Source organism: Mycobacterium sp. URHB0021 (assembly GCF_054057895.1).
The window spans coordinates 2,982,901-3,005,946 of record NZ_JBSRZT010000002.1 but is presented as its reverse complement, the minus strand read 5'-3'; the positions used below and the strand labels follow the sequence as shown (position 1 = coordinate 3,005,946).

Below are 23,046 nucleotides of genomic sequence, written 5' to 3'. Positions count from 1 at the left end.
GTGCAACATTGCCAGGCTGATGCACCGTCTTGGCCGACGCCCGCCGGCCCGAAGCCCAGGGCGAGTACTACGCTCAACAACCGGTCGGGCAGCACACCGATCACACGTAACCAGGTGTGCATGAAACCCTGGATGCCTCACTTGTCGGGTGCTTATCGCGGTGGTTTGTGCGGGTTGTTGGTTTTGGTGGTGTTGTGGGGAGTGTCTGGTTCGGGTGGGTGGGCGGGTGAGAGAGTAGGCCGAGTTGCCGGGCGCGGGTGATCGCTGCTGCGCGGTTTTTGACGGCGAGTTTGCGGTAGAGGGCGCGTTGGTGGGTTTTGACGGTGTTGAGTGAGATGTAGAGTCGTTGGCCGATTTCGCGGCGGGATAGCCGGGTGGCCAGCAGGGCAAGGACTTCGAGTTCTTTGGGGGTGAGTGCTTCGCTGATTGTGGCCCCGGGGTGGGTGGCGGTGAACGCGACGGCTGGGTTGGGTTGGGCGGTGGCGAGCAGTCGGTGGGTTGTGGGGGTATCGGCGCGACCCAACAGCAGCGCGGCGGCCTCCCTGCGGCTTGCCGCGGCTGTGTGGTGATCACCGAGGTGTGCCAGGATCTGGGCTTTGAGGGCCAGCGCCTTGGCGATTGGGAGGATCCCGGCGCCGTTGCGGGCCAGGCGGAGGGCCGTGTCGGCGGCTTGCACGGCTGCGGCCAAATCGCCACGGCTATCGAGGATGATGGCCGCGGCCACAGACACCATCACGTCCACGAAGTGTTTGCCGTCGGCCAGGTCGCCGCTGCTGCCGGTCGCGCGGCGAATCTGGTGCTCGGCGTCGGCGAGCTGACCAGCTTCGGCCGCGATCAGCGCCTGATAGCCCAAGGCGTAGCGGCGGGCGAGGTGATTGCGGTGTTTGTGGGCCAGTTGCGCGGCCCGCGCGAAGGTGGCGTGGGACTGGTGGGTGCGGCCCGAGAAGTACAGCGCCGATCCGTACACGCAGAGGCGGCAGGCCACCGACCGGTCCAGGCGGGTGTCGTCGAGGTCGAGGGTGTCTGCACCGGGTGCCGTCTGCAGCGCCGCGGCCAGGTCACCGGTCTTGAACGCGTAGACCTCCCGCAACGCCACCAGGTCAACGGCGGGCCCGCCATCATCGACGGTGTCGGCGGCGGCTTGGACCGTCTCGATCCACAGGTGCGCGTCATCGAAACGACCCACATCCAACGCGATCCAGGCCCGGGCCGCACTGAGGCGCCGATCGCGGGAAACGGTCTCGTCGGGAAGCAGATCCAGCCAGCCCGAGACGGTCGACAGGCCGCCACCGTTGAACTCGTTGACCCAGTCCGCGGCGATCAGATCCGCACTGGCTGCGATATCACCGGCAGCGACCAGATGACGCACCGCCTCATCAACTAGACCCTCGGCCTCAAACCACCCCGCGGCATGCCGATGCAGACCCGCGACCAGATCAGGCTCGCTGCGTTGCAGCTCGGTGCGCAGCAACTCCCCGAACAGATGGTGATACCGATACCAGCGCCGCGACATGTCCAACGGCACCACAAACAGGTTTTCGCGTTCGATCTCCTCCAACACCGACGCCGAACCTGAGGTTTGCAGCACCGCATCACACAACGCCCCGCTGAGGCGTCCCAGCACTGAGGTACGCAACAAAAAGCTGCGCAGCTGCTCGGACTGACCCCCGAGCACCTCACACATGAGATAGTCGGTGATATGACGGTTATCGCCGGCGAACGTCTTGACGAACGCGGCGCCATCAGCACGCCCGGCAAGTGAAAGCGCCGCCAGGTAAAGACCCGCAGCCCACCCCTCGGTCCGCCGGTGCAACAACTCAACATCAGCCTGCGCCACACCCAACCCGAGCACACCGTTGAGCAGGCGGCCGGCCTCACCCACCCCGAACCGCAAATCATCGCTGCGCAACTCGGCCAAATCACCGCCAGCCCGCAGCCGAGCCAACGGCAACAACGGATCCGACCGGGTGGCCACCACCACCTGCAGACTCGCCGGCATCCGGCCGATCACGAACGCCAACTGCTCATGAACCGCCCGATTCACCACCAGATGGTAGTCATCCAAAATCAGCACCACCGGATCAGCGACCGCATCCAAATCATTGAGCAGAGTCGGCAAAACCACCCCCACCGGGTCAGCACCCATCCCCAACAACTCGACCGCGCGAATCCCCACCCCCGGACAAACCCGCTGCAGCGCCACAACCACATACATCCAAAACCACACCGGGTGATTGTCAGAACGATCAAGCGACAACCACCCAAACCGCCGATCCTCACCACCACCCGACGCCCACTGCGCCAACAACGTCGTCTTACCCCAGCCCACCGGCGCACTGACCAACGTCAACCGCCGCCGCCGTCCCGCCGACAACCCCTCCAACAAACCAACCCGCTCAACAACCTGACCCCCAACCGCCGGAACATGCATCTTCGTGGCCAACAAAACCGCACGCTCACCACCACCCACGACGCCGCTGCCGCCACCCTCAACCGAACCCACCACCTCCTCCGCACCCCGCCAATCGGCCACCTCCCCGACATTCCCATCACCCGCACCAGACGCGTGTTCGCACCGCACAGACGCCAATGACTCATACGCGTCCTCCAAACTCACCCCAGACACATGCCCGTTCGACCTGACCGATCCACGCCCCGCAAACGACCCAACAAACCCGTCGTGAGCCATGCTCACACTGTGCCCACCCACCCGCATATCTCCTTTTCCCATCAACACATCGAGCCCAGCGACCCAAAACACCACCCGGGGGCCAGGACGGTCATCGGCGTCGCAGCACCCTCGTCACCACATCGGCGACGCCTTTCGCGTTCAACAAGGTGCGCGCAGTCTGCGGCACCCCGACTTCGTGGTATTCGACGTCGGCGCGGGCACCGTAAGGACGGAAGCCACGGGCGTAGTGCTGGGTGCAAGTAGCGAACGACAACGGCGCAAAGACAGACGGCCAGTTCGACAATCATGTGGTCTGTGGTGCCACCTGCACCGTCCAGGAGCAGTATTGGAGACACTCCAGCGATGTCCCAGGTCATATCCGATGGCCTTGGAGGCAGTTGATTCAGCCGGTGCGTTACCCACGCCTGAACCGCTAACATCGGCACCTCCGGCTGACGCCATGCCACCAACCTCGACGCCGAACGCCATCGGCGGACTCATTCCGATTTCTCATCGTCCGGGTAACCCGATCTCGGTCCCAATTGCCCACAGTAGGCAGCGTGAACGCGAGGAGCCCTTCGGGCCACTCGTGGGCGTGGGTTACCCCTCTCCATAGTCTCCTCCACGCCCGCAAAACGGCGAATACCTTCTACTCGTACGATGTTTGACACCCTTCTTGCGATATATCGACACCGAGTGCCAGCGGACCTACCGATTCGAGTGGTGCAGCCCAGTTCGAAGAGCCTTCTGTTACTTTCCAAAATGCCATGCTCGGCACCGCTTCCATTCGAGTGCGAGCTCGTCGGTTCTGATGCCGCTTGCTCACTGACTAGCGCTCGCCCACCGCCTGGCCGATGGAACACACAGATCGCCGAATTCACAGTGGCCTAACACATTTAGTCGAAGCCCTTGATAAGTAACTCTTCACGCGCAGGTATGAGTCGCAGCCCACGGTTCCAACGCGACGCGCTTCCGTTGTTAAACCCGCTCTACCGCCGCGCCCCCTTGGATCAGGCACAACCACGAGGACGCAGAAGATGTACTCCAAGACACCATGGCTCGTGCGTCGCGAGCTTTCATTCGTTACGACCAGGCACCAACCTGAACGCGTGGCTGAACCGGATCATGACCAACACTCACATCAACGGCTATCGCAAGAAGCAGCGAAGTCTGACAAAGTATCTCACCGAGGAGATCACCGATGCGCAGCTGGCCCTCAACGCGAACCACTCACCGACTGGGCCGGCATCGGCTGAGGATGAAGCGCTGAGCTATTGCCCGACAGCGCTTCCCAGGCCGCGATGTGGGTGCTGACCGAAGACTTCAGCACTGCTGTGTACTACTCCGATGTCGTAGGAATGCGTTACAAGGAAATCGCTGAGGTTATGGACACCACCGGCGGGACACCTCATATGAGGGTATCGCGGTGGCGTGACTCTTGATGAGGTCGGGACAATCGGCGCATTGCGTTCAGCCCAGACCACCGATCCCACAGGACAACCCGTCCCCGACGCGATCCTGAACCAGCCAGCAGTTTGACCGACCTGTTGGAACAATGTTGCCCGCTGAGTGTATTTCGCGATCGTCAATGCGTGGATCGGAACTATCGTTTCCTACCCAGCACCGCAGAGGAACGTCACCTGAGCGGCCGACGCCGCTACCACGTAACGGCCAAGGTCATAAGCATCGGTTATAGCCGAATCATTACCGTATTTATAGCCTCTGTTAAGAAATATGCGCCTCGGAACTATAGTGAGCTGGGTGACGCGCCATGGCGCAAGAGGCTCACATCGCCGGCTTGGCCCGTACCGGCCTGACGAATGCCGGAGATCGTCGCTCAGTTACTCGTCATCTCACGCCACAGGTGCGCGGCACGTCAATCGGTGTTCAGGGAAGTGGCATCAGATCACGCCGACTGGATCAACGCATACGCCAGCTGCCGAACCTATGTGCCTCGCCCGACGGGCATCGCCTGACTAGGGCGTTCACCGTCAACGCGGTCCGCCGGTACGTCCGTTTCACAACCACAAGAGGGATAACAAATGCTGGACGAAACGACCGACTCCGAATCGAAGTCGACAATAACCGTGGTGCAGGAAGTACAGCCACCGTTGATTCCTGCCGATGCCCAGGTGATAACGGTTCTCATCAACCACCCGCCAGGCGCTCATGGTTACCCGCCGCATCGCCTCCCTGGCGGTCCGGCCTTCGGATACATGATTGACGGTGAGATGTTGTTCGAACGCGAGGGTGAAGCACCACGCGTCCTCCGTGCTGGAGACGCGTTCTGGGGACCCGGCGGCGACGTGATCCACTATCAGGATGCCAACAACCGCACTGACGTTCCTTGTAGCTTCGTCATCACGATGTTGAGTGTGCCCGGGCAACCGTTGCGCGAATGGGTTACCGAAGAAGAGCTTGAGCAGCGAAAGGGACTGCGCGTCAACAGTTGATCGGGTCCGGCAATCTACACAGTCGGATGAATTTTATTGCCGAATCGGCGGTCCCCCTTCGATCGGCGGATTGCCGCTGCGAGCCCAAGTACAGACGCGCTTGGAGGATCAGCTCGACACGGCAATGCTCATCAGGGTGAACTGCCGAATTCAGCGAGCTTGGGCGGCGTCGATGAGCCTGTACGCCAAGTCAATACTTGTCGCGCGTGATCCTCGACCCTTGGTTATGGGTTGATGCCCTCTGTGCAGTTCCTGCAACACGCGGCACGCGGAGCGGCGACCACCCGGCCAGTTTTTCAACTGAGTCTGATCCGTCTGCGGAAATCCATAGTGCGCCAGTAACCGTGTGCTGATGCTGCCTGTCGGCCAATCAGCCTATCCCCAACGTAGTTAGGCAAGGTGTGGTGCCGCTGGGTAGCGAACGCACAATCTGACGCGTGTCGATCCGGCGGGGCAAATGAAGGGACAACGACCATGAGAAATTACGTCGTCGCGGGGCTGGCCGCCGTGCTGATGATCATCGGGGCGCTGATCGCCACGGCGGTACCGGCCAGCGCTGGATGCGTGCCCTACGATCAAAACCTGCTGTGCGACGGACCCATTCAGCCTGATGGCACTTGGCAGCGATGCTTGCCGCTCCAACAGGACCAGCTGTATTGTTGGCTACTGGGCCCTGGTCACGCGCAACCCTGGCATATTTTTACCGCACCTCTGCCGCTGGACCACATCGACCCGTAATAGGACTCGGGCAATCGCCATCAAAGGCGGGCGAGTCCCCTCACTGGCATAAATTGCAGCACAGCGCTTATCGCCGGTACTTCGTCGTCGACGGCGAGGCCGCCTCTTGACCAAGAGCCCGCCGGTGCCGACGCCAAACCCGTTGCACCACGCCGGTGCCGCCCTTGACTGCCGATCTGGATATCCGCTTTCACTGGTTGAAGCTGTTGCCGTGCGGCGCAGTTCAACCGAAGTGCTGCTCTACTGCGGCCGGGCTGACAACACCGTCCGTGTCATCGGTCGAATTGAAGTATCGGCGCCAACGCTTCCTCGGATGCTCGTATCAGAACAGTTCACATACCAATGCGTATCCTTTGCACCACAGACGGGATTGCGAACGCGGACTGCTATGGACTATATAGTCCGAAGCAAGCGTCAGTCGAAAGTTCATTACCGGGATCTCTCAGACGGGGATGCCACATGGATCTGCGCAGTCGCGCTGCCGCTGTCGGCGCACTGATCAATCGAGCCGAGTATCGCTCGCCACCGCGTTCACGCTGCCACTCCCGACATCGCTACGGCTTGGTCGCTGTCGCGCGGATGAAGCGTGCCCACAGGAGCACCACCGCGCATAGGACGCGTTCCGTGAGCGACGGAGTATGCCAGGGCACGGCGCGGGCAAATCCCGGCACTACCACCGTTTCAGCCGTACGCATGCCTCTGGAGGACCGGCGGTCAGCGCCGACGGGTATCCGGTTGTCCACGAGGAGGGACGTACGAAGTCGTGAGCGATTTACCCCATCGTCGAGTTGTCCACCGACCCGCTGCTGACCACGACCCGCTCGGTGCGCAAACGGCTCGATTTGACCAAAGCTGTTCCCGTCCGCCTGATCCGGGGAATGCCTGGAGATCGCGCTACAGGCCCCGACATCGGCCAACGATCAGAACTGGAGCTTCATTGTCATCACCGACGCCCAACAGCGTCGCGCGATCGCCGAGGTGTACCCGAGAAGTTGCCAGCGGGACGGTGGTCACCACCGCGCAGCCGCCGAACACTCAGCCAGTAGAGGGGCAGGCGCTTTACTTCCTTGTCGAAGCCCGACTTCGTATGCGAGCGCGCTCCCCGCACGGGCACCACAACCCAACCACTCACCTGAGAGGGTGGGGCGGGCATCGAGGTCTCTACGCAATCAGGTAGAGCAAGGCCGGCATGATCCGGAACGTGTGCGCGCTCGACACGAACCACACGATCGCGAGGTCCGTGCTCCCGCTCCGCCTCTGGGACTGCTACGACCCGCGATAGATTATGTGTGATGACGGCCCGCCTGACTCCCACTGCCGGAGCCCGCGTCGAGGCCTCGCACTGGACCCCAAAGGGCCGCCAGGCGAATCGTCCCCGAGATCGTCCACCGCTCGTCGAGTTGCTGACACTCGCGTGTCAACACGCTGACTGACCGATCGCCATCGCCAGGTGGGCAGTGCTCCACACTTGGTAAGGTGGGACCACACGGTCCGTTTTACATCCCTGTTGTAAGGCTGGTCGCCCGAACGAGTGTCAGCGCGGGTCTACCGTTTGGCGGCTGTCTTGCGGCGCCGCTGGGCGGCACTCGCACGCCGTGAGGAGGTAGCCGTCACGCGCGACTTGGCGCCTTTCGTCGGCCGGGAACCACGATCCCCCTGGCCGAACCCGCCGGTCAAATCGGAGACGTCGATCAGGCCGTTGGCGCGCAGTAGCGACGCAGCGGTGCTGGAGCGGCCGCCGGCCGCGTAGTGCACCACGATGGGTTTGTCGGTGGGGATGGCGTGCATTCGGCGCCGCAGATCGGGCAGCGCGATTTCGATCGCTTTAGGGATGGTGCCGCGGGCCCTATCCCCCTTACCGCGCACGTCAATGAGCGTCACCGCGCCATCGGCGAGCAGCGCTTCGAGCTCGCGCGGGGAAGTCCGCTGGGTGCTTTGCACCAGATCGGCCAGCTTGGCCGGGAACGCGGCACCCGCGCGCAGCGCGAAGACGCCGGCCACGTCACTGAATCCCGACTCGAACAGGTGTGCTGTCGCGGCGTCTTCCTCGCCCGGGTAGACGATCACCGCGACCGTGTCATCGGGGTCACAGACCGCTGCGGCGGTGACCGCCATCGAACCGGTGAAGCTGACGTTCAACGCGCCGCGCAGATGCGCCGATGCGAAGTCGTCGGTGCTGCGCGCATCCAGGATCACCGCGCCGGCATCGATGGCGCTCCGCAGTTTCGCTGCGGTCAGCGGTTGTGCGGCCACTCGCACCGCTTTGGGACGTGCCGGGGTGGTGGTGGTGAGGCTTTCGATGTGGGCCAGCGCCATGTCAAGTGCGGTGGCCATCGGAGCGACATCATGATCGGCCTGCGCGAGCAGGTAGCCGCCCTGCAGTGCGGCCATCAGCCCGGTAGCCAACGAGTCGGGGTCAGCCGTGGCGGAAAGGATCCCATCGTCGTGCATCCGTCGAAATCCGGCAGCCAGCAGCCCTTCCCAGGTCGCGAAGTGCCCCGACAGCGAGGTGCGTGCCTGTTCGTCTTGCTCGGAAAGCTCCACCGTCATTTTGCCCAGCGCGCAACCGTAGGCGCCGCCTTGCAGGGCAGCCCCCTGAACCAGGGCGTCACGCCAGCGCCGCAGACCGCTCATGGACTTCAGCCGCGCCAGGCGCTGTTCTTCGCGCGCCAGGATCTGTTCGGCGCGCAACGCCAACACCGCGCGCACCAGTTCGGGCTTGCCGGCCGGGAAATGTTTGTAGAGCTGGGACTTGCTGGTGCCGGTTGCGGCCCGCACGTCGTCGAGAGTGACGGCGTTGACGCCGCGGACATACATCAGATCGGCGGCTGACGAAACCATCCGCGCCCGGGTCGCTTCCCCGCGTGCGGTTATTCGCCGCCGCGTCGGACGCTCGCCGCTAGTCACCGGCGCTACAGTACCGGCCGGGGCCGGGTTGGTAGTCGCTGCTCGAGTAGCCCTGCCGGCGTGTCGAGGATCCCCGCAGCGCGACGGGTACCCGACCGTGCCGGGTTGGACGCTTGATGCTCGTTGCGGTTGGTCACAGCCCCTGCCTAGCCCACGGTCAGCGTCGACACCCCTGAGGTGCGGGTGCACCCACGACGCGCCTGTGCAGCTAACGATACCCCGTGCGCGGACGATCAGGTCCTTAGTTGTGCAGCGCGTCCTGCGGTAGCCTTGAGGTCGGCCCCGAGCAGTCTCGAAGTTGATCATCCTTCGAGCCAGGCCATGGAACGTCTCCTGTAGCGCTTCAGACATGTCGGGTGGTGTGGACGTTGCGGACCAGTTCCTCGACGGTCAGATTCCAGCGTTGAGCCAGGATGAGCTCACCTAGTAGCTCGGCGACGTGGGCGCCCGCCAGGTGCCCGCCGAGCAGCTCCCCGTGCGCCCGATCGGCGATCACTTTCGCAAAACCGGTGGATCGCCATAGCTGTGGGCATTTCCATTAGGACGTGGTTGATGACGATGCCGCCGGTGCAGGGGACGGTCGCCACGCCCAAATCTCGAAGCCGTAGCCCGAGGTAGCAGGAGCGAAACCGACGGCCCGCAACACGACATCGATGGTGAGGGTGTCCGCGTCCTCGGCGCCGGCCCACGGTAGTGAGGGTGGCGGCATCGGCGGTTTCGGTCAGCCCCTCGATGCGCGCCGACCAGCATGGTGACGCCGAGGTTGCGATAGGACTTGGCGATCTCTTTGCAGATATCGAGGCCTTCGTTTGCCATCATCCGTTCCAGGCTTCCGATCCCTGTCACGGCTACGCCATAATTAGCCAGCACATCGGCGAATTCGATGCCGATCGGACCAGCCGATGATGGCGATCGATAACGGCAGCGTGCTGGACATGATTTGTTTCTTGCAAGTGCGCACGGTGGGCCTGCGGCTGGTGCCGGGCAGCAGCCGCGCGGTGGCGATGATCACCGCATCGAAGCTGATCTGGGTGTCGACGTCCTGGTTCTTGATGCGCATGGTGTGGCGGACGACAACTCCTGGGTTTCATAGCCGTCGATCTTGTTCTGGCGCATGAGGAACCGCAATCCGCGCACCCGTTCCTCGGCGACACGGCGCGAGCGTTCAAACGCCGCCTCATAGCGCATGGTGGTGGCACCTTCGATGCCAAAGGTGTCGGCGTCGACCCGCAGAAGGTGGGCGATCTCGGCGTTGCGCAGCAACGCGTTGGACGGGATGCATCCAACGTTCAGACACACCCCGCCCCATGTAGTTGGCTTCGACGATCGCCACCGACAGACCAAGTTGCGCGGCGCGGAGGGCGGCGACGTAGCCCCCCGAACCCGCACCGAGCACTACGACGTCATACCGCATCGATCGGCACTTTCCTTTGGCGCGTCCGCTGTTGCGAGATGCGGTCCTATCGTGGTCTATATGGACCTCTCCGTCCGGCATTGCGATGCGCTGGGGCCTACTCGCCCGCCTGGGTGCGGCGATGAACTCTCTGTACGGGTAATACGTTCGTGAACAATGCCGCGACGCTGGCGCATGGCGACGGCGCCAACGACGAATGACTGCTCAGTGCGACTGTATGGGCCCTCACAATTATGGCCGATATAGTCCCTTGAGGGCTAGCCTTGGGTCACACCTGGCGATGTCTGGAACGGGGATCTGACACATGAAGATCTGCGGTCGTATCGCTGCAGTCGCCGCCACTACGCCACTGAGGCGCTACTTTGTGGCGGCCCACCGGTGGCGCATCGCGTCCTGCATGTCAGCAACGCCTGGCCCTGTGGGGCCGGGCAACGCCGAGAGCGCGTTCACCGCGCGGGGTGTGGCGACGCGGGCCCGCATCCTGGCCAAGGCCGACGAGCTCATCGCGCGCTTCGGTGTCGAGGGGACCACTCTCCACGGGATATGCCGGGCCAGCGCAATCAGCAAATGGCAGTTCTACGAACATTTTTCCGACAAGGAAGACCTTGTGCGTTCCGTCCTTGACGTCCGGGTCCAAGCACTACTGTCTGATCAACGCCGACAACTTGCCGAGGTCACGAACATGGCCGGCCTCGACAAGTGGCGCGACAACCTGGTTGCAGCAAACCGGCAGCGCGGCGGAGCGTTCGGCTGCGCGTTGGGGACCATGGTCTCTGAGCTGGCCGACCGCGACGAAACCTGCCGAATCCAGCTAGCCGGCTACTTCGCCGAATGGCGTGGCCTGGCCGCCGCAGCACTGCGACGGATGCAGTGCGGCGGAGAGCTGCGCGGAGACGCCGATCCAGATGAGCTGGCCACAGGTCTGATCGCTGCCCTGCAGGGCGGCTACTTACTGGCCCAAGCCAGCCGCAACGTCAACCAGATGGCCTCCGCGATCGAGATGGCCCTAGCCCGCGTCCGATTCTTCGCCGACCAGAACTGAACACACACACCATGCGCTACTCCACGCCCCGACACGCCCCGACACGCCTCGGCCCGCAACGACCGGTTACACACTTTGCACCACCCAACCGCTGACCTGATGACCGCTGCCGCGTTGACCACCAACGGCGCATCGACTCGAGGGGCCGCGTGTGCCAAGTGACTTGGTGGCGTCAACTCTTCGTCGAGTCGATGTAGGGAGTGTTCGGGGTTTTCCCGGTGGCCGGGAAGCCCGGTGGAGTTGGTGTAACGCACCGGCAAGTTTGTCGCCCCGTAGGGTGTGCCAAAGTCGAATCGTGGGGTCGGAGAACCGTTTTGAATTGCCAGGGCGGTTCGCTCATGTGGGTGGGGCAGCCGAAGATGATGCCGTCGGCGACGGCCAGCATGTCCCAGCCAGCCTCGTCGACCAAACCCTCCTCGTCGATGCGGATCAGATGCACGTGCGCGAAAGTGATGTCGGCGCCGTTGCAGACCGCCTCGGCCATGGGCCAGACGTGTCCCGTTTGCGAATCTGCGACGATAGCTACAGTTGCCGCCTCAGGTTGCCCCTCCACTGGAGGCCGATCACCGCTACGTTCTCACGTCGTGCGTTCGGGGTCGGACCTGGACCACCGTTGTGGACTATTTAGTCCATGTCGGTGTGGCTGTTGAAGCTTGGCCCGTGGTCGGATCGAGCTACTGATCCATGCGAGGTGTGACCCGCAATATGACCAATCCTGCGGATGGACCGTATAGTCCCCGGCATCTAGGCTGTATCCGTGTATCGATAGCGACATCGTGCGGCGTTGAACACCGGGTGCAGCGCGGCGTCAGGAGCATCATCGTCGAGGGCGAGTGGGACGACACGGGGCCGGACACGTCGTCAACGGCGTTCGTCATGAAGACCGAAAACAATAACTTTTGGAGGATCGATGGGAATATTGGTACCAGCGGGTGCACAGGACTATTGGCGCATGACGACCATGGTGACCGGATATTGGATGACTCAAATCGTGCGTGCAGCAGCAACATTCAACTTGGCAGACCACCTCGCCACAGGTATTGACACCCCGGACGCGATCGCCGCCGCGGAGTGCACCGATTTGGATGCCACCCGGCGCCTCATCCGTGCCTGCGCTTCATTGGGCCTCGTGACGTCCGTCGATGGGAAGCATTTCACCGGGACGTCACTGCTGAGCACGCTACTCAAGGACGACCCGAACTCATTGCGGGGCATGGCACTTGCGCAGGCCGCGCCTGGCCACTGGTTGAGCTGGGGGCGATTCCCGGATGCCGTCCGCAATGGTGAACGGCAGATCAGAGCCGCACACGGGGAGTACGACACAATCTTTGATTACTACGCCAATCATCTCGACGAGGCCAGTCACTTCACGGAGGCGATGTCGAATCTGAGCGCCGCCGCAGCTATCGAAGTCGCGAAAGTGATCGATACCCAGAATGTCAACTTCGCGCTCGACATCGGAGGAGCGAACGGCGAAGTCGTTCGGGCGATGATGCGGGCGAATCCCGACCTGCGCGCCGGAGTCTTCGACCTGCCGCACGTTGTGCCAGACGCCGAGGCGGCCGCTCGCAAAGACGGCCTGAAGGACCGCTTCACCACGGTGGGCGGCGACTTCTTCGAGTCGGTCCCGCCCGCCGATTTGTACCTGCTCAAATACATCCTGCACGACTGGGACGACGACAAGTGCGTCCGCATATTGAAGAATTGCCGCGCTTCCCTGCACGAGGGCGGGCGCCTCGTCGCTATCGACTACCTTGTCGATGAACTGGGTACGCCGGGGTTGCCAACACTGATGGACATGAACATGCTCGTCATGACCAACGGCAAAGAACGCGGCATCGAAGAATTCGACCAGCTCTTCGATGCCGCCGGACTTCGTCGCACGTCAGTCGGCGAGGCTGGGCAGTTCGCCGTCATAGAGACGGTGGCGATCTGAAACGCGGAGCGGCGCGGGCATACGAAGATACCTCTTTTTGTGCACTGGTTCGATCAAACTGGTGCCTCGGCGTCCGCTCGAGGAGATCGAAACCCCAAGTCGTATGACAGTCTCGTTCGACGATAATTCGCCAGACGTGAAGTCGCTTGAGCTACGGCCGTACGCGCGACGCGAACTGCGATGCGCATCCAGCGAAGGATACGTCCGCTGCGCATTGAATGGCAGGGCTGAGCGGCCGACCAAACCATCTGCCATGCCACACCGGCCGGGCGACCATGCCCGTTGTGTGAAGTGATGCGGTCACGGCGTCGATACAAGGGTGGGCCCCGTGCGGGCCCCAAACCAACTTGCGTTAGCCGAGGAGTGAACTGGATATATGAGTACGACCGAGGGGAACAACGTCGTCGAGGTCCCGCGGGTCCGCATCGCGGTAGCGTCCATGGCAGGTACCACGATTGAGTTCTACGATTTCTATGTCTATGCGACCGCGGCTGTGTCGGTGTTCCCGCAACTGTTTTTCCCGCGAAGCAACGCGACCACAGCGCTGCTGGCATCGTTGGCCACCTTCGGGCTGGCGTTCGTCGCGCGACCCGTCGGATCAATTCTGTTCGGTCACTTCGGGGATCGGATTGGCCGTAAGGCCACGCTGATTGTGTCCCTACTCACCATGGGCATCGCCACCTTCCTGATTGGACTACTGCCCACCTATGACCAAGTCGGGCTGACCGCCCCGGCGCTGCTGGCCGTAATGCGGTTCTGCCAGGGCCTGGCCCTGGGTGGCGAATGGAGTGGGGCCGCCCTACTGGCCACTGAAACGGCCCGCCCCGGCCGGCGGGGCTGGGCCGCGATGTGGCCGCAGATGGGGGCGCCACTAGGGTTTCTGCTGGCCAACGCCGTGTTTCTGGTGCTGATCACCTTGCTCGGCAACGGCTCGCTGCAGCCTGCGCTGAACCACTCATTCTACAGCTGGGGTTGGCGCATTCCGTTTTTGCTGAGTTCGATAATGGTGGTGATCGGACTGTATGTGCGGTTGCGGCTGGCGGAAACTCCAGTGTTCACCCGAGCGCTCGAGCATGGCGAACGCGTTGAAGCGCCGTTAGCTCAACTGTTTCGCACGAGCTGGCGCCAGCTCATCATCGGTACCTTCGTGATCGTCGGCGCATACTCGCTGTTTTACATCGTGACGACTTGGGTGCTGAGCTACGGTACTAGCGCGCGGCCGCCGAAGGGTGCCGGACTCGGCATGGGGTACACAGGCTTCCTGCAAATGCAGCTGATCGCGGTGCTGTTCTTCGCGGCCATGCTGCCGGTCGCGGGCTGGCTGATAGACCGCTTCGGCCGGCGGCCTACCCTGCTGGTGATCAGCGTCGGCATCATCATCTACGGCGCGGTGTTCGGTCCCCTCCTAGGCGCCGATCACGCGACATCGGCGACGGTGCTGATATTCCTCATCACCGGGATGGCGCTGACCGGCTTTGCGTACGGGCCAATGGGCGCTGTGCTGCCGGAGTTGTTTCCAACGAACGTGCGCTACACAGGGTCGGGGATCTCCTTCAACATTGCGAGCATCCTCGGCGCTTCAGTGGCGCCGTTCATCGCGACGTGGCTGACCACCAACCATGGCGTCACCTCTGTGGGCATCTACCTCATGGTGATGGCCGCGATCAGCCTTATAGGCCAGCTGGCCATGCACGAGACCGGCTCCAGCCCACTCGACACCGCGGGACGCGGTGATGGCCCGTTGCGCCTAGCGGACAGCGGTGTTCAGTGACCTGGCGCAGGCGGCTGATCTCTGTCGATTCAGTGTGAGCAGTTGTCGGTAAGAGTCGTCTGGGGCTTGATGCTTGCTTGGCCGTTGAGACATCGCCGGACACGACGCCCTTGATCAGGGATCGACGTCGAATTCGTCTGACAGACAAAGCAGTTCGCTTGGCGTGCCCATCTGCACTTCCTGCCTCCCGGGGTTTATCAGTGAGCAAGTTCGGATTCTTGGGCGAGTAGCGGATCCCAGACTTGGTTGACCGTAGGGTGTGGCGCGACAGCATGGCGGATGAGACTGGTGGGGACCTTCGCGACGATCGCCAATGTGGCTGCTTGCGCCAGTTCGGAGAACTGCGGCCCCACGAATGTCGCTCCGAGCAGCGTGTTGGTTGCGACGTCAATGACCAATTTCGCCCATCCATCGAAGCCATCCCTGAAGAGGGCGAGGTGTGAGACCGCCTCGGGGTAACGAGCGGTCCGTGTTCTTACTTCGAACCCTTCTGCTCGGGCCTGACTTTCAGTGCGCCCCGCCTTGACCACTTGGGGATCAGTGTGGATCACCTGCGCCAGACTGCCGGCATCATGGACAACCAGCTCGTTCTCGCCAGGTTCTCGCCCTGCGACGCGGGCCGCGATGATGTCAGCCACGGCATGGCCGTGATATGTGGAGATATGAGACGACCGAGCACGCCCCGTGGTGTCGCCCAAGGCGTAGAGCCAGTCACCTTTGACGCCGACCGCTTGTAGATGGTCGTTCACAGAAATGAACTCGCCGGCCGGTAGGCCAACGGTTTCCAGTCCGATGTCGTGAGTGTTGGTGCGCCGTCCGGCGGCTACGACAACCTCGTCTACCTCGATAGTTTGGTGATTGAAAGTGGCTGTGACTGGGCCCCCCGACTCGACGCGGGATACTGCCGACAACTCTGTCTCAAAGTGGATCTTGACGCCTCTGCTCCACAATGACTGCTCGACCAGCTCGCGAGCTTCGGGTTCAAAATTGCGAAGCACTGTGTTCCCACGCACCAGCAGTGTTACCGCCGAGCCCAAACCGGCCAGGATTGTCGCGAACTCGACGGCGATAGGTCCGCCACCCACCACCAGCGCGCGAGGTGGCACGTGTGTCATAGTCGCCAAATCCCGATTGGTCCACGGCCGTGCTTGCGGCAACCCGGGGATCTCCGGCAGGCTGGGACGTGTGCCGGTGGCCACAACGACCGCGTGCCGTGCCGTCACGACAGCTTCGGAGTTATCGGCATGCGCCACGTGAACTGTTCGTTCGCCGCTCAACCGGCCTGACCCGTGAAACACCGCTACACCGGCCCGCCGCAAAGATGCGATTCGGTCTTGATCCGAGAGATGCTCGATGATCGCGTCGCGTTTCGCGAACACAGCCGCAAGATCGAGCTCTGCGCTCGAAATAGCCTCTCGCACACCAGGAACGGCCTTCGCGAGATTGAACACCTCGATCGGGCGAAGCAGCGTTTTGGTCGGGTTGCACCCCCAGTAGTGACATTCCCCACCGACCAGACGATCCTCGACGAGCGCTACCGAAAGCCCTGCCGAGGCAAGTTTTCGCGCCGCGGCCACACCGCCCACCCCGCCGCCTACCACAATCACGTCGAACTCGTTACTGGTCACCTTGACCCTCACATCCGATGATCGATTTTGGCTGCGGCTCGACCGTCTACAAGCCGCGCTGATGTCGCTCTACTAATGGCACGTGCGATCTACGACGAATTCAGCAGCCCGCTTTGCGAGGCCGGCTGCGACGTAGAGACAGAGGATGGGCGCCGTGCGCCTCATGGGAAAGAATTTGCAAATTTTGATCCAACCAATAGTCACGGCCAACCCAGTGCGCGCAACGATATATCCTGCCGGTCTCACGACCGGCTCACTGGCCAGCATTACGACAGTTAAGAAGTTACCCTTCACCGGCATAACAGGCGCCTCTCCACGAAACGGTCTTAGGCGGCAAGCCTTCATACACGGATCACCGGACAGGGCGATCGTTAGATCGAAGTACAAACGCCCGGCTGCTCCAGAGAAACGTACACTGCGGCGGTGGATTGTCTCGACCGCGCAAGAGCCAGGTCGAAGGAATTCTTTATATCAAGCCAATCGGTTTACTTTTATGCCCTCTTCAGGGATATGCATCTCTGGGACAGAAGACAAGACCGTGGGTGGCGGAAGGTCTCTGTTCGTCGATTCCCTTGACGTTGGCGACGACCAAAGGAGTCAACACCGCAGGCGCCGGAGAATCGCAAGCCCGATCTGGCGCTCTTCGCACTCTCCCAGGCGATAGGCTCGTCGCCCGCGCAAAGCCGCAGAGACTCTGCATCACGGCTCTAGCGTTCACCAAATAGTATGTGATGGATGAGTTCCTGAGACGCACACGGCCACACCAATACCTACAACGCTCACATTGCGGCCCCGAAGCCGTCGATACAAAGATGTCCCCACCAAGTGCTGGAAGCCAGGCCAGCCGTCGGCGGACGCGCCTTGAAAACGCTGCACTGTCAACGCGTAACGCGCGGTCACCACAAGCGTTACAGCCCTCACCATGCCGCTTTCCCGCCCGACCCGCGGCGCAGCGGTTTCATCGAAGTTGTCGGCCTTTTCGCACTGGCGCGGGCTGCGGACGCACACGGGCACGTCCGCAGCCCCGCCGGCGCGAAGGCAGTGGCTTTAGCGTTTCATGGCTCAGTTGCGACCGGCCATGATGCCACCGTCGATGTCGACGATTGCGCCGGTCATCCACCCAGACTTGTCAGATAGCAGGAATGACACCGCATTCGCGACATCCTCCGGCTGGCCGACCCGCCCCAGTGGGTGGAAGCTGGCGAAGCTGTCGACGGTTTCGTCGAGTTTATCCTGTTCGACAAAACGCAAGTACAGGGGTGACTTCACGACTGCGGGCGCGACCGCGTTGACCCGTATCCTGTGCGGCGCCAGCTCGATCGCGAGCGCCTTGGTCAACGAATGCAGGCCACCTTTCTGTACGGAGTAGCCGGAGTGCGGCGTCGGAGCGATGCCCTGGTGCGCCCACATCGAGCCGATATTGACGATGGAACCGCCCTGGCCCCCGCGGACCATACCTGCGACGACGGTCTGCGTGATGAAGAACAGCGCGCGGTTCAGCTCGTTGTACGAGTCGTAGAAGGCTTCGTCGTACTCGCTGAACGGTTTTGGGATGAAGAAGCCGGCCGCGTTGACGAGCAGGGTCGCGTCGGCGTGCTCAGCAGCGAGGAGCTCTCGGACTTCGGGCACCTGGTCGCGATCGGTCAACTCCGCGGTGATGCCCCACGCTTTTCCGTTCTTCGACAACGCGTCGACCGCGGCCTGGACCCTGTCCTCGTCCCGCCCCGTGATCACGGCGGTGCCACCTGCGAGAATCACCTGGTGGGCCGCGGCGAGGCCCATGCCGCTGCTACCGCCGACGACGACGACTTTGCGGCCCTCGAAACTCATATTCATGACACTCGTTCCTTCCTCATCGAATACCGATTTCTGTTGGCAGAGCCTGGTTCCCCGCGGAGGGGTACGACGTCGGTGAAACTGGGCACCGGCTTCTTCATGTCAGACGGTCGGCTAGCGGAGGCCCACAGTATTCGCGGTGGCGGCCTAGGCCCTACCCCACACAACTGGAAGTTGAACGGCTTCGCGAGAATCGAGGTCGTCCATCAGTTCCATTCTTTGGTGTTGGGAGATCTTTCTTGCCGTCGCCGAAACCTTGCGGCGACGCTGTGTGCCAATGCGCTTCTTGTCATATCGCATGCTGTGCGATCGGCGGCGGCACCTTGCCAAGCTACGCGGCGTCGCGCACCCCCAACTTCATCTAAGCCGAAGTCGCACATGGAGGTTAGTTGGGCTATTGGGATCACCGATGAGCTCTGATAAGTAAGCCCTATGCCTCGGGGGCGATCGATGTTTCGCCTTCATCATCCAAAGCGACACTGCGATGGGCGACACCGTCGCATGGTAAATGCACGGCGCCGCCCAAGTTCGGCACACCAACAGTGCTCGGCCAGGGGTAGCGAATGCACCCGAAGCCCGACCTAAGCCGTACCATCTCGGGGGCGGGAAACCCACCTGCTGCCCGCGCAGACCGCGCCCCGCACTCCCGATGTAGTGAGTCGGCCGGCGGTGGGTTTCCATCGCTGCTGGGTGAGTTTCTACTCAAAAGTGCTCCGCTGCTTAAACGGTCGACATGAACAATGCTCGAATCACACCAGCAGCAGTCTCGCCCATAGCGAGAGACTCAGTGAACCGGCTACAGTCGAGGCGGAATAAGGAGTGCGACGAACGCACCTGGAGTACACCCGCGGATGCTCTGGTGATGTTTGGTGTCACCGGGGGGTGTGCTGCACGATCAGGTGCCAGTTTCGGTCACGCGGCCTGACTGGCCGGTGTGGTCTGATTGCTTCGAATTCGATCGGGTTCAATCTTTCGAGAGTGGTCTGGCGGCGACGGTGGTAGGTGCGTTCGATCCAGGTGACGATGGCGATGCGTAGTTGTTCGCGGGTGTCCCAGCGACGGCGGTCCAAGACGTTGTTCTGCAGCAGGCTGAAGAAGCTCTCCATGGCCGCGTTGTCGCCGGCCGCCCCGATGCGGCCCATCGACCCGACCATGTCGTTGCGGCCCAGAGTGTGGACGAATTTTCGGCTGCGAAATTGGCTGCCGCGGTCGCTGTGAAGCACGCAGCCGGCGACCTCTCCGCGGCGTGCAACTGCGACAAGCTGATCCAGCACCACCGGTCCGCTTCTCCGGTTGATGTGGGGCGACGCACCGCTACATTGCGGGTACGACACCGTCGGTGCCGCGTCCGTCGCACGGCGCGGTTACGCTGGGCCGATCGCTGTCCACAACTCTCTGGTATTCGGGGTTATCGGCGATGAACTTGGCGCCAAAACCACAGTAGTTCGCCACTTTATCGCCGTGCTCGGCCAGATCGTCGAGGACTTTTCGGACGAGCTCGTTGCCCAGACCGCTGCCGCGATATTCAGGCTCGATCAGCGTGTGCCGAATGACGACGCGACCGCCGATACGCTTGTAAACCACCACTCCGACGACCTTGTCGCCGATGCGGCCCTCGTAGCAGCCTTTGCCCTTGTTATTGACGATTTGCATGATCGAAGTCACTACAGTTCCTTCGTCTTATCAGCGGTCCGAGGGCAAGGGTGCGGGCCGCGTGGCTGCGGCGATCGGCGGGGAGCGCTCCGGCGAGCTGCTGACCCACGCGCCGTGATATGCACTATATAGTCCTCACTATATCCTCGCGACGGCGACGCAGCGTCGATTAGCATCCGCCAGCACAGCCGAGAATGGCCCCGCGAGCCGTCGGCGGGCCGTAACGAAAGGGGCTGGATAGTCCGCATGGAGAAAAAATGGATCGGAGCCGGATCACCTATTCGCGGCCCCAAGTGCTCATACGCGACGCAGTGATCACCGTGCTCCACCCGCACCGCGACGATCACAGGCCGCGCAGCACGTTCGCGGCGCCACCGCCACGTTGTGCACTGACTCCACCGCAGCACAGGAGAATGTCATGACGGAGACTTCGTCGGCTGCTTCCGCGAGGGAGGAGGATCGTGCCGACCAGCGCCACTGGCGCAGAACTACCTCGCAACTGCGGACCTCGTGCCGAAAAGGGATTCGCGAGACGGGGCACATTCGTACTGCGCTTAGCACGGCCGCTTGTGGCGCCTCGATGGAACCGGTGCCCTCTTGAGAGACAGGCAGCGCAGCCCGGACGACATGTGAAAGTCAGGTATCCGCAGCGATGGCATCGCCGCCCGCGTCGCCTCGTAGCCCCACTCGCGCGGCAGTGTCACGCTGGCGCCCGCCTCGGTGGCGCGCCGCAGCAGGTCCAGTGGGCTTTCGTTGAACCGGAAGTTGTTGACCGCAGCGCTGACCTGGCCGTCCTCGATCAGATAGACGCCGTCGCGGGTCAGGCCGGTGAGCAGCAGCACTGCGGGATCGACCGTGCGTATGTACCACAACGTACTGAGCAGCAAACCCCGCTGGGTGCCCGCGATCATGTCGGCCATGCTCGCCGAGCCTCCCGTCATCAGCAGGTTGTCGGCAGGCACCGCCACCGGCACCATGAACTCCGCGGCGGCTGAGCGCGGGTAGACCAGCGCGTTAACTACGCCGTCGCGAATCCAGTCCACCCGTCCGATACCCATGCCGTTGTCGAACACCGACACCCGATCCGACGAATTCGGCACCGCGACGAATGGCGTGCACGTCAGCCTTGAAAACTACATCCGCGACGCGGCCGAGATCTACTGGCATCAGACGTGCACGGCAAAGATGGGCCGGGACGCGATGTCCGTCGTCGACAACAACCTGAAAGTCTTCGCCGTCGAAAATCTTCGGATTGCGGACGGATCCATCATGCCGCGCATCACCACCGGCAACACCATGGCACCGTGCATGGTCATCGGCGAACGGGCGAGTGACATCCTCAAGTCCGACCATCGCCTTTGAGCAGACTCTGTGCCACGGGCGCCATCAACGGTGGTCCTCGCGGCGGTGCACGAGGAACGGTTGGGCCCGGAGGTTGGGCCGCCCAGCCCACACCGACACTTGCCCCACAGGGCCCCGACATCCTAGGATGGACTAAAGCGTCCTTTTGACTGACAGGTCGACGGATCGTTCGAACTCATCGTGGTTGACCCCGGCCGCAACTCGAGGACGATACACGAGTGAGCCGCGGTGGCGGGCGTCGAGGCGCGAGTGGGATTGGGACGTTGTCAGTAAGGCAGCTCGATGGTCCCGCGCGTACGGAAAGATTTCGCCCACCTTAGAAGGAGCAGATTCGCCTTGAACGACAACGCGGCTCAGACACGTCACGAACGATTCGCCGAACTCCATCGTGGCCCCGACACGTTCATCATGCCTAACGCATGGGACGCCCCGTCAGCTCTCCTCTTCAAGGAGGCCGGATTCAAGTCCATCGCGACTTCTTCAGCGACTCTCGCCGCGACATTCGGCCGAATCGATGGCATCCACGCCATCAGCCGTGACGAGCACCTCGACCACGCCGCCCTACTCACGTCCGTGAGTGGACTGCCGATCAACGGCGACTTTGAGGACGGTTACGGCGAGACTCCCGAAGATGTCCGGGCCACTGTCGATGCCGCGATTGCCCGCGGGCTAGCTGGCATCGGCGTCGAGGACACCACTGGTGACCCCGCGCACCCGATTCGCGACTTCGATGACGCGGTGCGCCGCATCGAGGCCGCCGCAGCCGCCGCTCGCGGGCGGATCATCCTGACCGGCCGTACGGACAACTTCTTGTGGGGCATCTCCGACATCGATGACACTATCCGACGCCTTGGTGCATACGCGGAGGCAGGCGCTGACGTCCTCTACGCGCCGAACCTGCCGGACGTGGCGTCCATTAGGCAAGTCATCGGGGCCGTCAGCCCAAAACCAGTGAACGTCCTAGTCAGCCCGAAGGACACCGCTACCTTCGCGGAACTGCAAGCGATCGGTGTCCGGAGGATCAGCCTCGGGGTCGATCCCTACACGCACGCCGTTGGAGCCACGCAGGAGGCTGCTGCGAAGCTTGCAAAGGGAGACCTCAGGGCGCTCGCAACAAATCTCGACTTTGGTCACATCGTCGATCTCATCAAGGCTTGAGCTCTCTCGCCGCCTGCGGCACTACATCCAAAAGGGGCCAGGGACAGCTATCTTCAACGACTGCAAGACCGACGCCAAGATGCACCTCGCCAGGTGACGGACGACGTGACCGCGCCGATTGGCCCGATGGGCGGCGATCTCCGCAAATTCGTGCGGTGGCTGAAACCGCGCCGCCGAGTTGCTCTCCCAAGAGCTGTGCGGGCTGATCCCGGTGGCGCAGATCAGTGACGGGCGTTCGCTTCGTCGAGTCGGGTTGCAACGTCGCGCTCGGCATCGACATCGACGCAACACGGTGTCAACGCCGCCGGCCTCTGGTCGCATCCCTTCTCGTGCCTACCAGAGCCGCTCGGTCACGCGGCCTCGAATGCCGATCCGGTACATCGTCGGCTGCACTTACCCTGCGCTCGTCATCTGCTGAGATCGCCTCGAGCAACGCGGGCTGAGCGGTCATCACCCTGCGAGCGAATTCGCCCGGAG

General features: G+C 62.6%; 16 protein-coding genes and 4 pseudogenes. 9 read left to right on the top strand and 11 right to left on the bottom strand.

The window, feature by feature from the left end; translation table 11 throughout:
• Positions 1-100: 100 nt before the first annotated feature.
• Complete coding sequence (locus ACVWWN_RS16995) at positions 101-2,506, bottom strand: LuxR C-terminal-related transcriptional regulator (RefSeq protein ID WP_457149164.1); 2,406 nt, start codon at positions 2,504-2,506, stop codon at positions 101-103.
• Positions 2,507-2,780: 274 nt separating this feature from the next.
• Positions 2,781-2,945 (bottom strand): hypothetical protein, encoded by a 165-nt coding sequence (locus ACVWWN_RS16990; protein ID WP_457144911.1) that lies wholly within the window; start codon positions 2,943-2,945, stop codon positions 2,781-2,783.
• Positions 2,946-4,713: 1,768 nt separating this feature from the next.
• On the opposite strand from ACVWWN_RS16990, the gene ACVWWN_RS16985 reads away from it, so the two are divergent.
• The 3 genes from ACVWWN_RS16985 to ACVWWN_RS16975 all read left to right on the top strand — a co-directional run bounded on the left by ACVWWN_RS16985 (position 4,714) and on the right by ACVWWN_RS16975 (position 7,155).
• Positions 4,714-5,124 (top strand): cupin domain-containing protein, encoded by a 411-nt coding sequence (locus ACVWWN_RS16985; RefSeq protein WP_457144910.1) that lies wholly within the window; start codon positions 4,714-4,716, stop codon positions 5,122-5,124.
• Between the two features lie 474 nt (positions 5,125-5,598).
• On the top strand, positions 5,599-5,862 hold the full coding sequence (locus ACVWWN_RS16980; protein WP_457144909.1) for a CDGP domain-containing protein: 264 nt from the start codon (positions 5,599-5,601) through the stop codon (positions 5,860-5,862).
• A gap of 882 nt (positions 5,863-6,744) precedes the next feature.
• Complete coding sequence (locus tag ACVWWN_RS16975; RefSeq protein ID WP_457149163.1) at positions 6,745-7,155, top strand: hypothetical protein; 411 nt, start codon at positions 6,745-6,747, stop codon at positions 7,153-7,155.
• Between the two features lie 252 nt (positions 7,156-7,407).
• Here ACVWWN_RS16975 and ACVWWN_RS16970 read toward each other — a convergent pair whose 3' ends face one another.
• The gene (locus ACVWWN_RS16970) at positions 7,408-8,703 is read right to left on the bottom strand and encodes a rhodanese-like domain-containing protein (protein WP_457149162.1); all 1,296 of its coding nucleotides are present in this window, start codon (positions 8,701-8,703) and stop codon (positions 7,408-7,410) included.
• 360 nt (positions 8,704-9,063) lie between these two features.
• Positions 9,064-9,615, bottom strand: a pseudogene (locus ACVWWN_RS16965) (hypothetical protein); the annotation flags it as partial.
• Between the two features lie 56 nt (positions 9,616-9,671).
• On the opposite strand from ACVWWN_RS16965, the gene ACVWWN_RS16960 reads away from it, so the two are divergent.
• Positions 9,672-9,887, top strand: coding sequence for a hypothetical protein (locus ACVWWN_RS16960; RefSeq protein ID WP_457144908.1), 216 nt, complete (start codon positions 9,672-9,674; stop codon positions 9,885-9,887).
• A 59-nt stretch (positions 9,888-9,946) separates the two neighbouring features.
• On the opposite strand, the gene ACVWWN_RS16955 is transcribed toward ACVWWN_RS16960, so the two are convergent.
• On the bottom strand, positions 9,947-10,183 hold the full coding sequence (locus tag ACVWWN_RS16955) for an FAD-dependent oxidoreductase (protein ID WP_457144907.1): 237 nt from the start codon (positions 10,181-10,183) through the stop codon (positions 9,947-9,949).
• 397 nt (positions 10,184-10,580) lie between these two features.
• Here ACVWWN_RS16955 and ACVWWN_RS16950 point away from each other — a divergent pair, with 397 nt between their 5' ends.
• Complete coding sequence (locus ACVWWN_RS16950; RefSeq protein ID WP_457144906.1) at positions 10,581-11,225, top strand: TetR/AcrR family transcriptional regulator; 645 nt, start codon at positions 10,581-10,583, stop codon at positions 11,223-11,225.
• 172 nt (positions 11,226-11,397) lie between these two features.
• On the opposite strand, the gene ACVWWN_RS16945 is transcribed toward ACVWWN_RS16950, so the two are convergent.
• Entirely contained in the window at positions 11,398-11,709 is a 312-nt protein-coding gene (locus ACVWWN_RS16945) for a hypothetical protein (protein ID WP_457144905.1), read from the bottom strand.
• A 468-nt stretch (positions 11,710-12,177) separates the two neighbouring features.
• Between ACVWWN_RS16945 and ACVWWN_RS16940 the strand changes: the two genes are divergently transcribed.
• On the top strand, positions 12,178-13,161 hold the full coding sequence (locus ACVWWN_RS16940; RefSeq protein ID WP_457144904.1) for a methyltransferase: 984 nt from the start codon (positions 12,178-12,180) through the stop codon (positions 13,159-13,161).
• Between the two features lie 376 nt (positions 13,162-13,537).
• On the top strand, positions 13,538-14,932 hold the full coding sequence (locus tag ACVWWN_RS16935) for an MFS transporter (RefSeq protein WP_457144903.1): 1,395 nt from the start codon (positions 13,538-13,540) through the stop codon (positions 14,930-14,932).
• 197 nt (positions 14,933-15,129) lie between these two features.
• On the opposite strand, the gene ACVWWN_RS16930 is transcribed toward ACVWWN_RS16935, so the two are convergent.
• From ACVWWN_RS16930 to ACVWWN_RS16910, 5 genes and pseudogenes are all read right to left on the bottom strand, one after another.
• Positions 15,130-16,560, bottom strand: coding sequence for a dihydrolipoyl dehydrogenase family protein (locus tag ACVWWN_RS16930; RefSeq protein ID WP_457144902.1), 1,431 nt, complete (start codon positions 16,558-16,560; stop codon positions 15,130-15,132).
• Positions 16,561-17,622: 1,062 nt separating this feature from the next.
• Positions 17,623-18,390 carry an SDR family NAD(P)-dependent oxidoreductase gene (locus ACVWWN_RS16925; RefSeq protein WP_457149161.1) on the bottom strand — a complete coding sequence of 256 codons (768 nt, stop codon included), beginning with the start codon at positions 18,388-18,390 and terminating at the stop codon, positions 17,623-17,625.
• 878 nt (positions 18,391-19,268) lie between these two features.
• Positions 19,269-19,652, bottom strand: a pseudogene (locus tag ACVWWN_RS16920) (transposase); the annotation flags it as partial.
• A 58-nt stretch (positions 19,653-19,710) separates the two neighbouring features.
• On the bottom strand, positions 19,711-20,061 hold the full coding sequence (locus tag ACVWWN_RS16915) for a GNAT family N-acetyltransferase (protein ID WP_457144901.1): 351 nt from the start codon (positions 20,059-20,061) through the stop codon (positions 19,711-19,713).
• Positions 20,062-20,603: 542 nt separating this feature from the next.
• A pseudogene (locus ACVWWN_RS16910) lies at positions 20,604-21,173 on the bottom strand (metallopeptidase TldD-related protein); the annotation flags it as partial.
• Between the two features lies 1 nt (position 21,174).
• On the opposite strand from ACVWWN_RS16910, the pseudogene ACVWWN_RS16905 reads away from it, so the two are divergent.
• Positions 21,175-21,411, top strand: a pseudogene (locus ACVWWN_RS16905) (GMC oxidoreductase); the annotation flags it as partial.
• A gap of 336 nt (positions 21,412-21,747) precedes the next feature.
• Positions 21,748-22,569 carry an isocitrate lyase/PEP mutase family protein gene (locus ACVWWN_RS16900; RefSeq protein ID WP_457144900.1) on the top strand — a complete coding sequence of 274 codons (822 nt, stop codon included), beginning with the start codon at positions 21,748-21,750 and terminating at the stop codon, positions 22,567-22,569.
• The last annotated feature ends 477 nt before the right edge of the window (positions 22,570-23,046 follow it).

What these genes read in the sequence shown, in the direction of transcription:
- ACVWWN_RS16985 (WP_457144910.1), top strand. Translation starts at nt 4,714, where the DNA reads ATGCTGGACGAAACGACCGACTCCGAATCGAAGTCGACAATAACCGTG.
- ACVWWN_RS16980 (WP_457144909.1), top strand. Translation starts at nt 5,599, where the DNA reads ATGAGAAATTACGTCGTCGCGGGGCTGGCCGCCGTGCTGATGATCATC.
- ACVWWN_RS16970 (WP_457149162.1), bottom strand. Translation starts at nt 8,703, where the DNA reads ATGGTTTCGTCAGCCGCCGATCTGATGTATGTCCGCGGCGTCAACGCC.
- ACVWWN_RS16960 (WP_457144908.1), top strand. Translation starts at nt 9,672, where the DNA reads ATGATGGCGATCGATAACGGCAGCGTGCTGGACATGATTTGTTTCTTG.
- ACVWWN_RS16955 (WP_457144907.1), bottom strand. Translation starts at nt 10,183, where the DNA reads ATGCGGTATGACGTCGTAGTGCTCGGTGCGGGTTCGGGGGGCTACGTC.
- ACVWWN_RS16950 (WP_457144906.1), top strand. Translation starts at nt 10,581, where the DNA reads ATGTCAGCAACGCCTGGCCCTGTGGGGCCGGGCAACGCCGAGAGCGCG.
- ACVWWN_RS16945 (WP_457144905.1), bottom strand. Translation starts at nt 11,709, where the DNA reads ATGGCCGAGGCGGTCTGCAACGGCGCCGACATCACTTTCGCGCACGTG.
- ACVWWN_RS16940 (WP_457144904.1), top strand. Translation starts at nt 12,178, where the DNA reads ATGACGACCATGGTGACCGGATATTGGATGACTCAAATCGTGCGTGCA.
- ACVWWN_RS16935 (WP_457144903.1), top strand. Translation starts at nt 13,538, where the DNA reads ATGAGTACGACCGAGGGGAACAACGTCGTCGAGGTCCCGCGGGTCCGC.
- ACVWWN_RS16925 (WP_457149161.1), bottom strand. Translation starts at nt 18,390, where the DNA reads ATGAGTTTCGAGGGCCGCAAAGTCGTCGTCGTCGGCGGTAGCAGCGGC.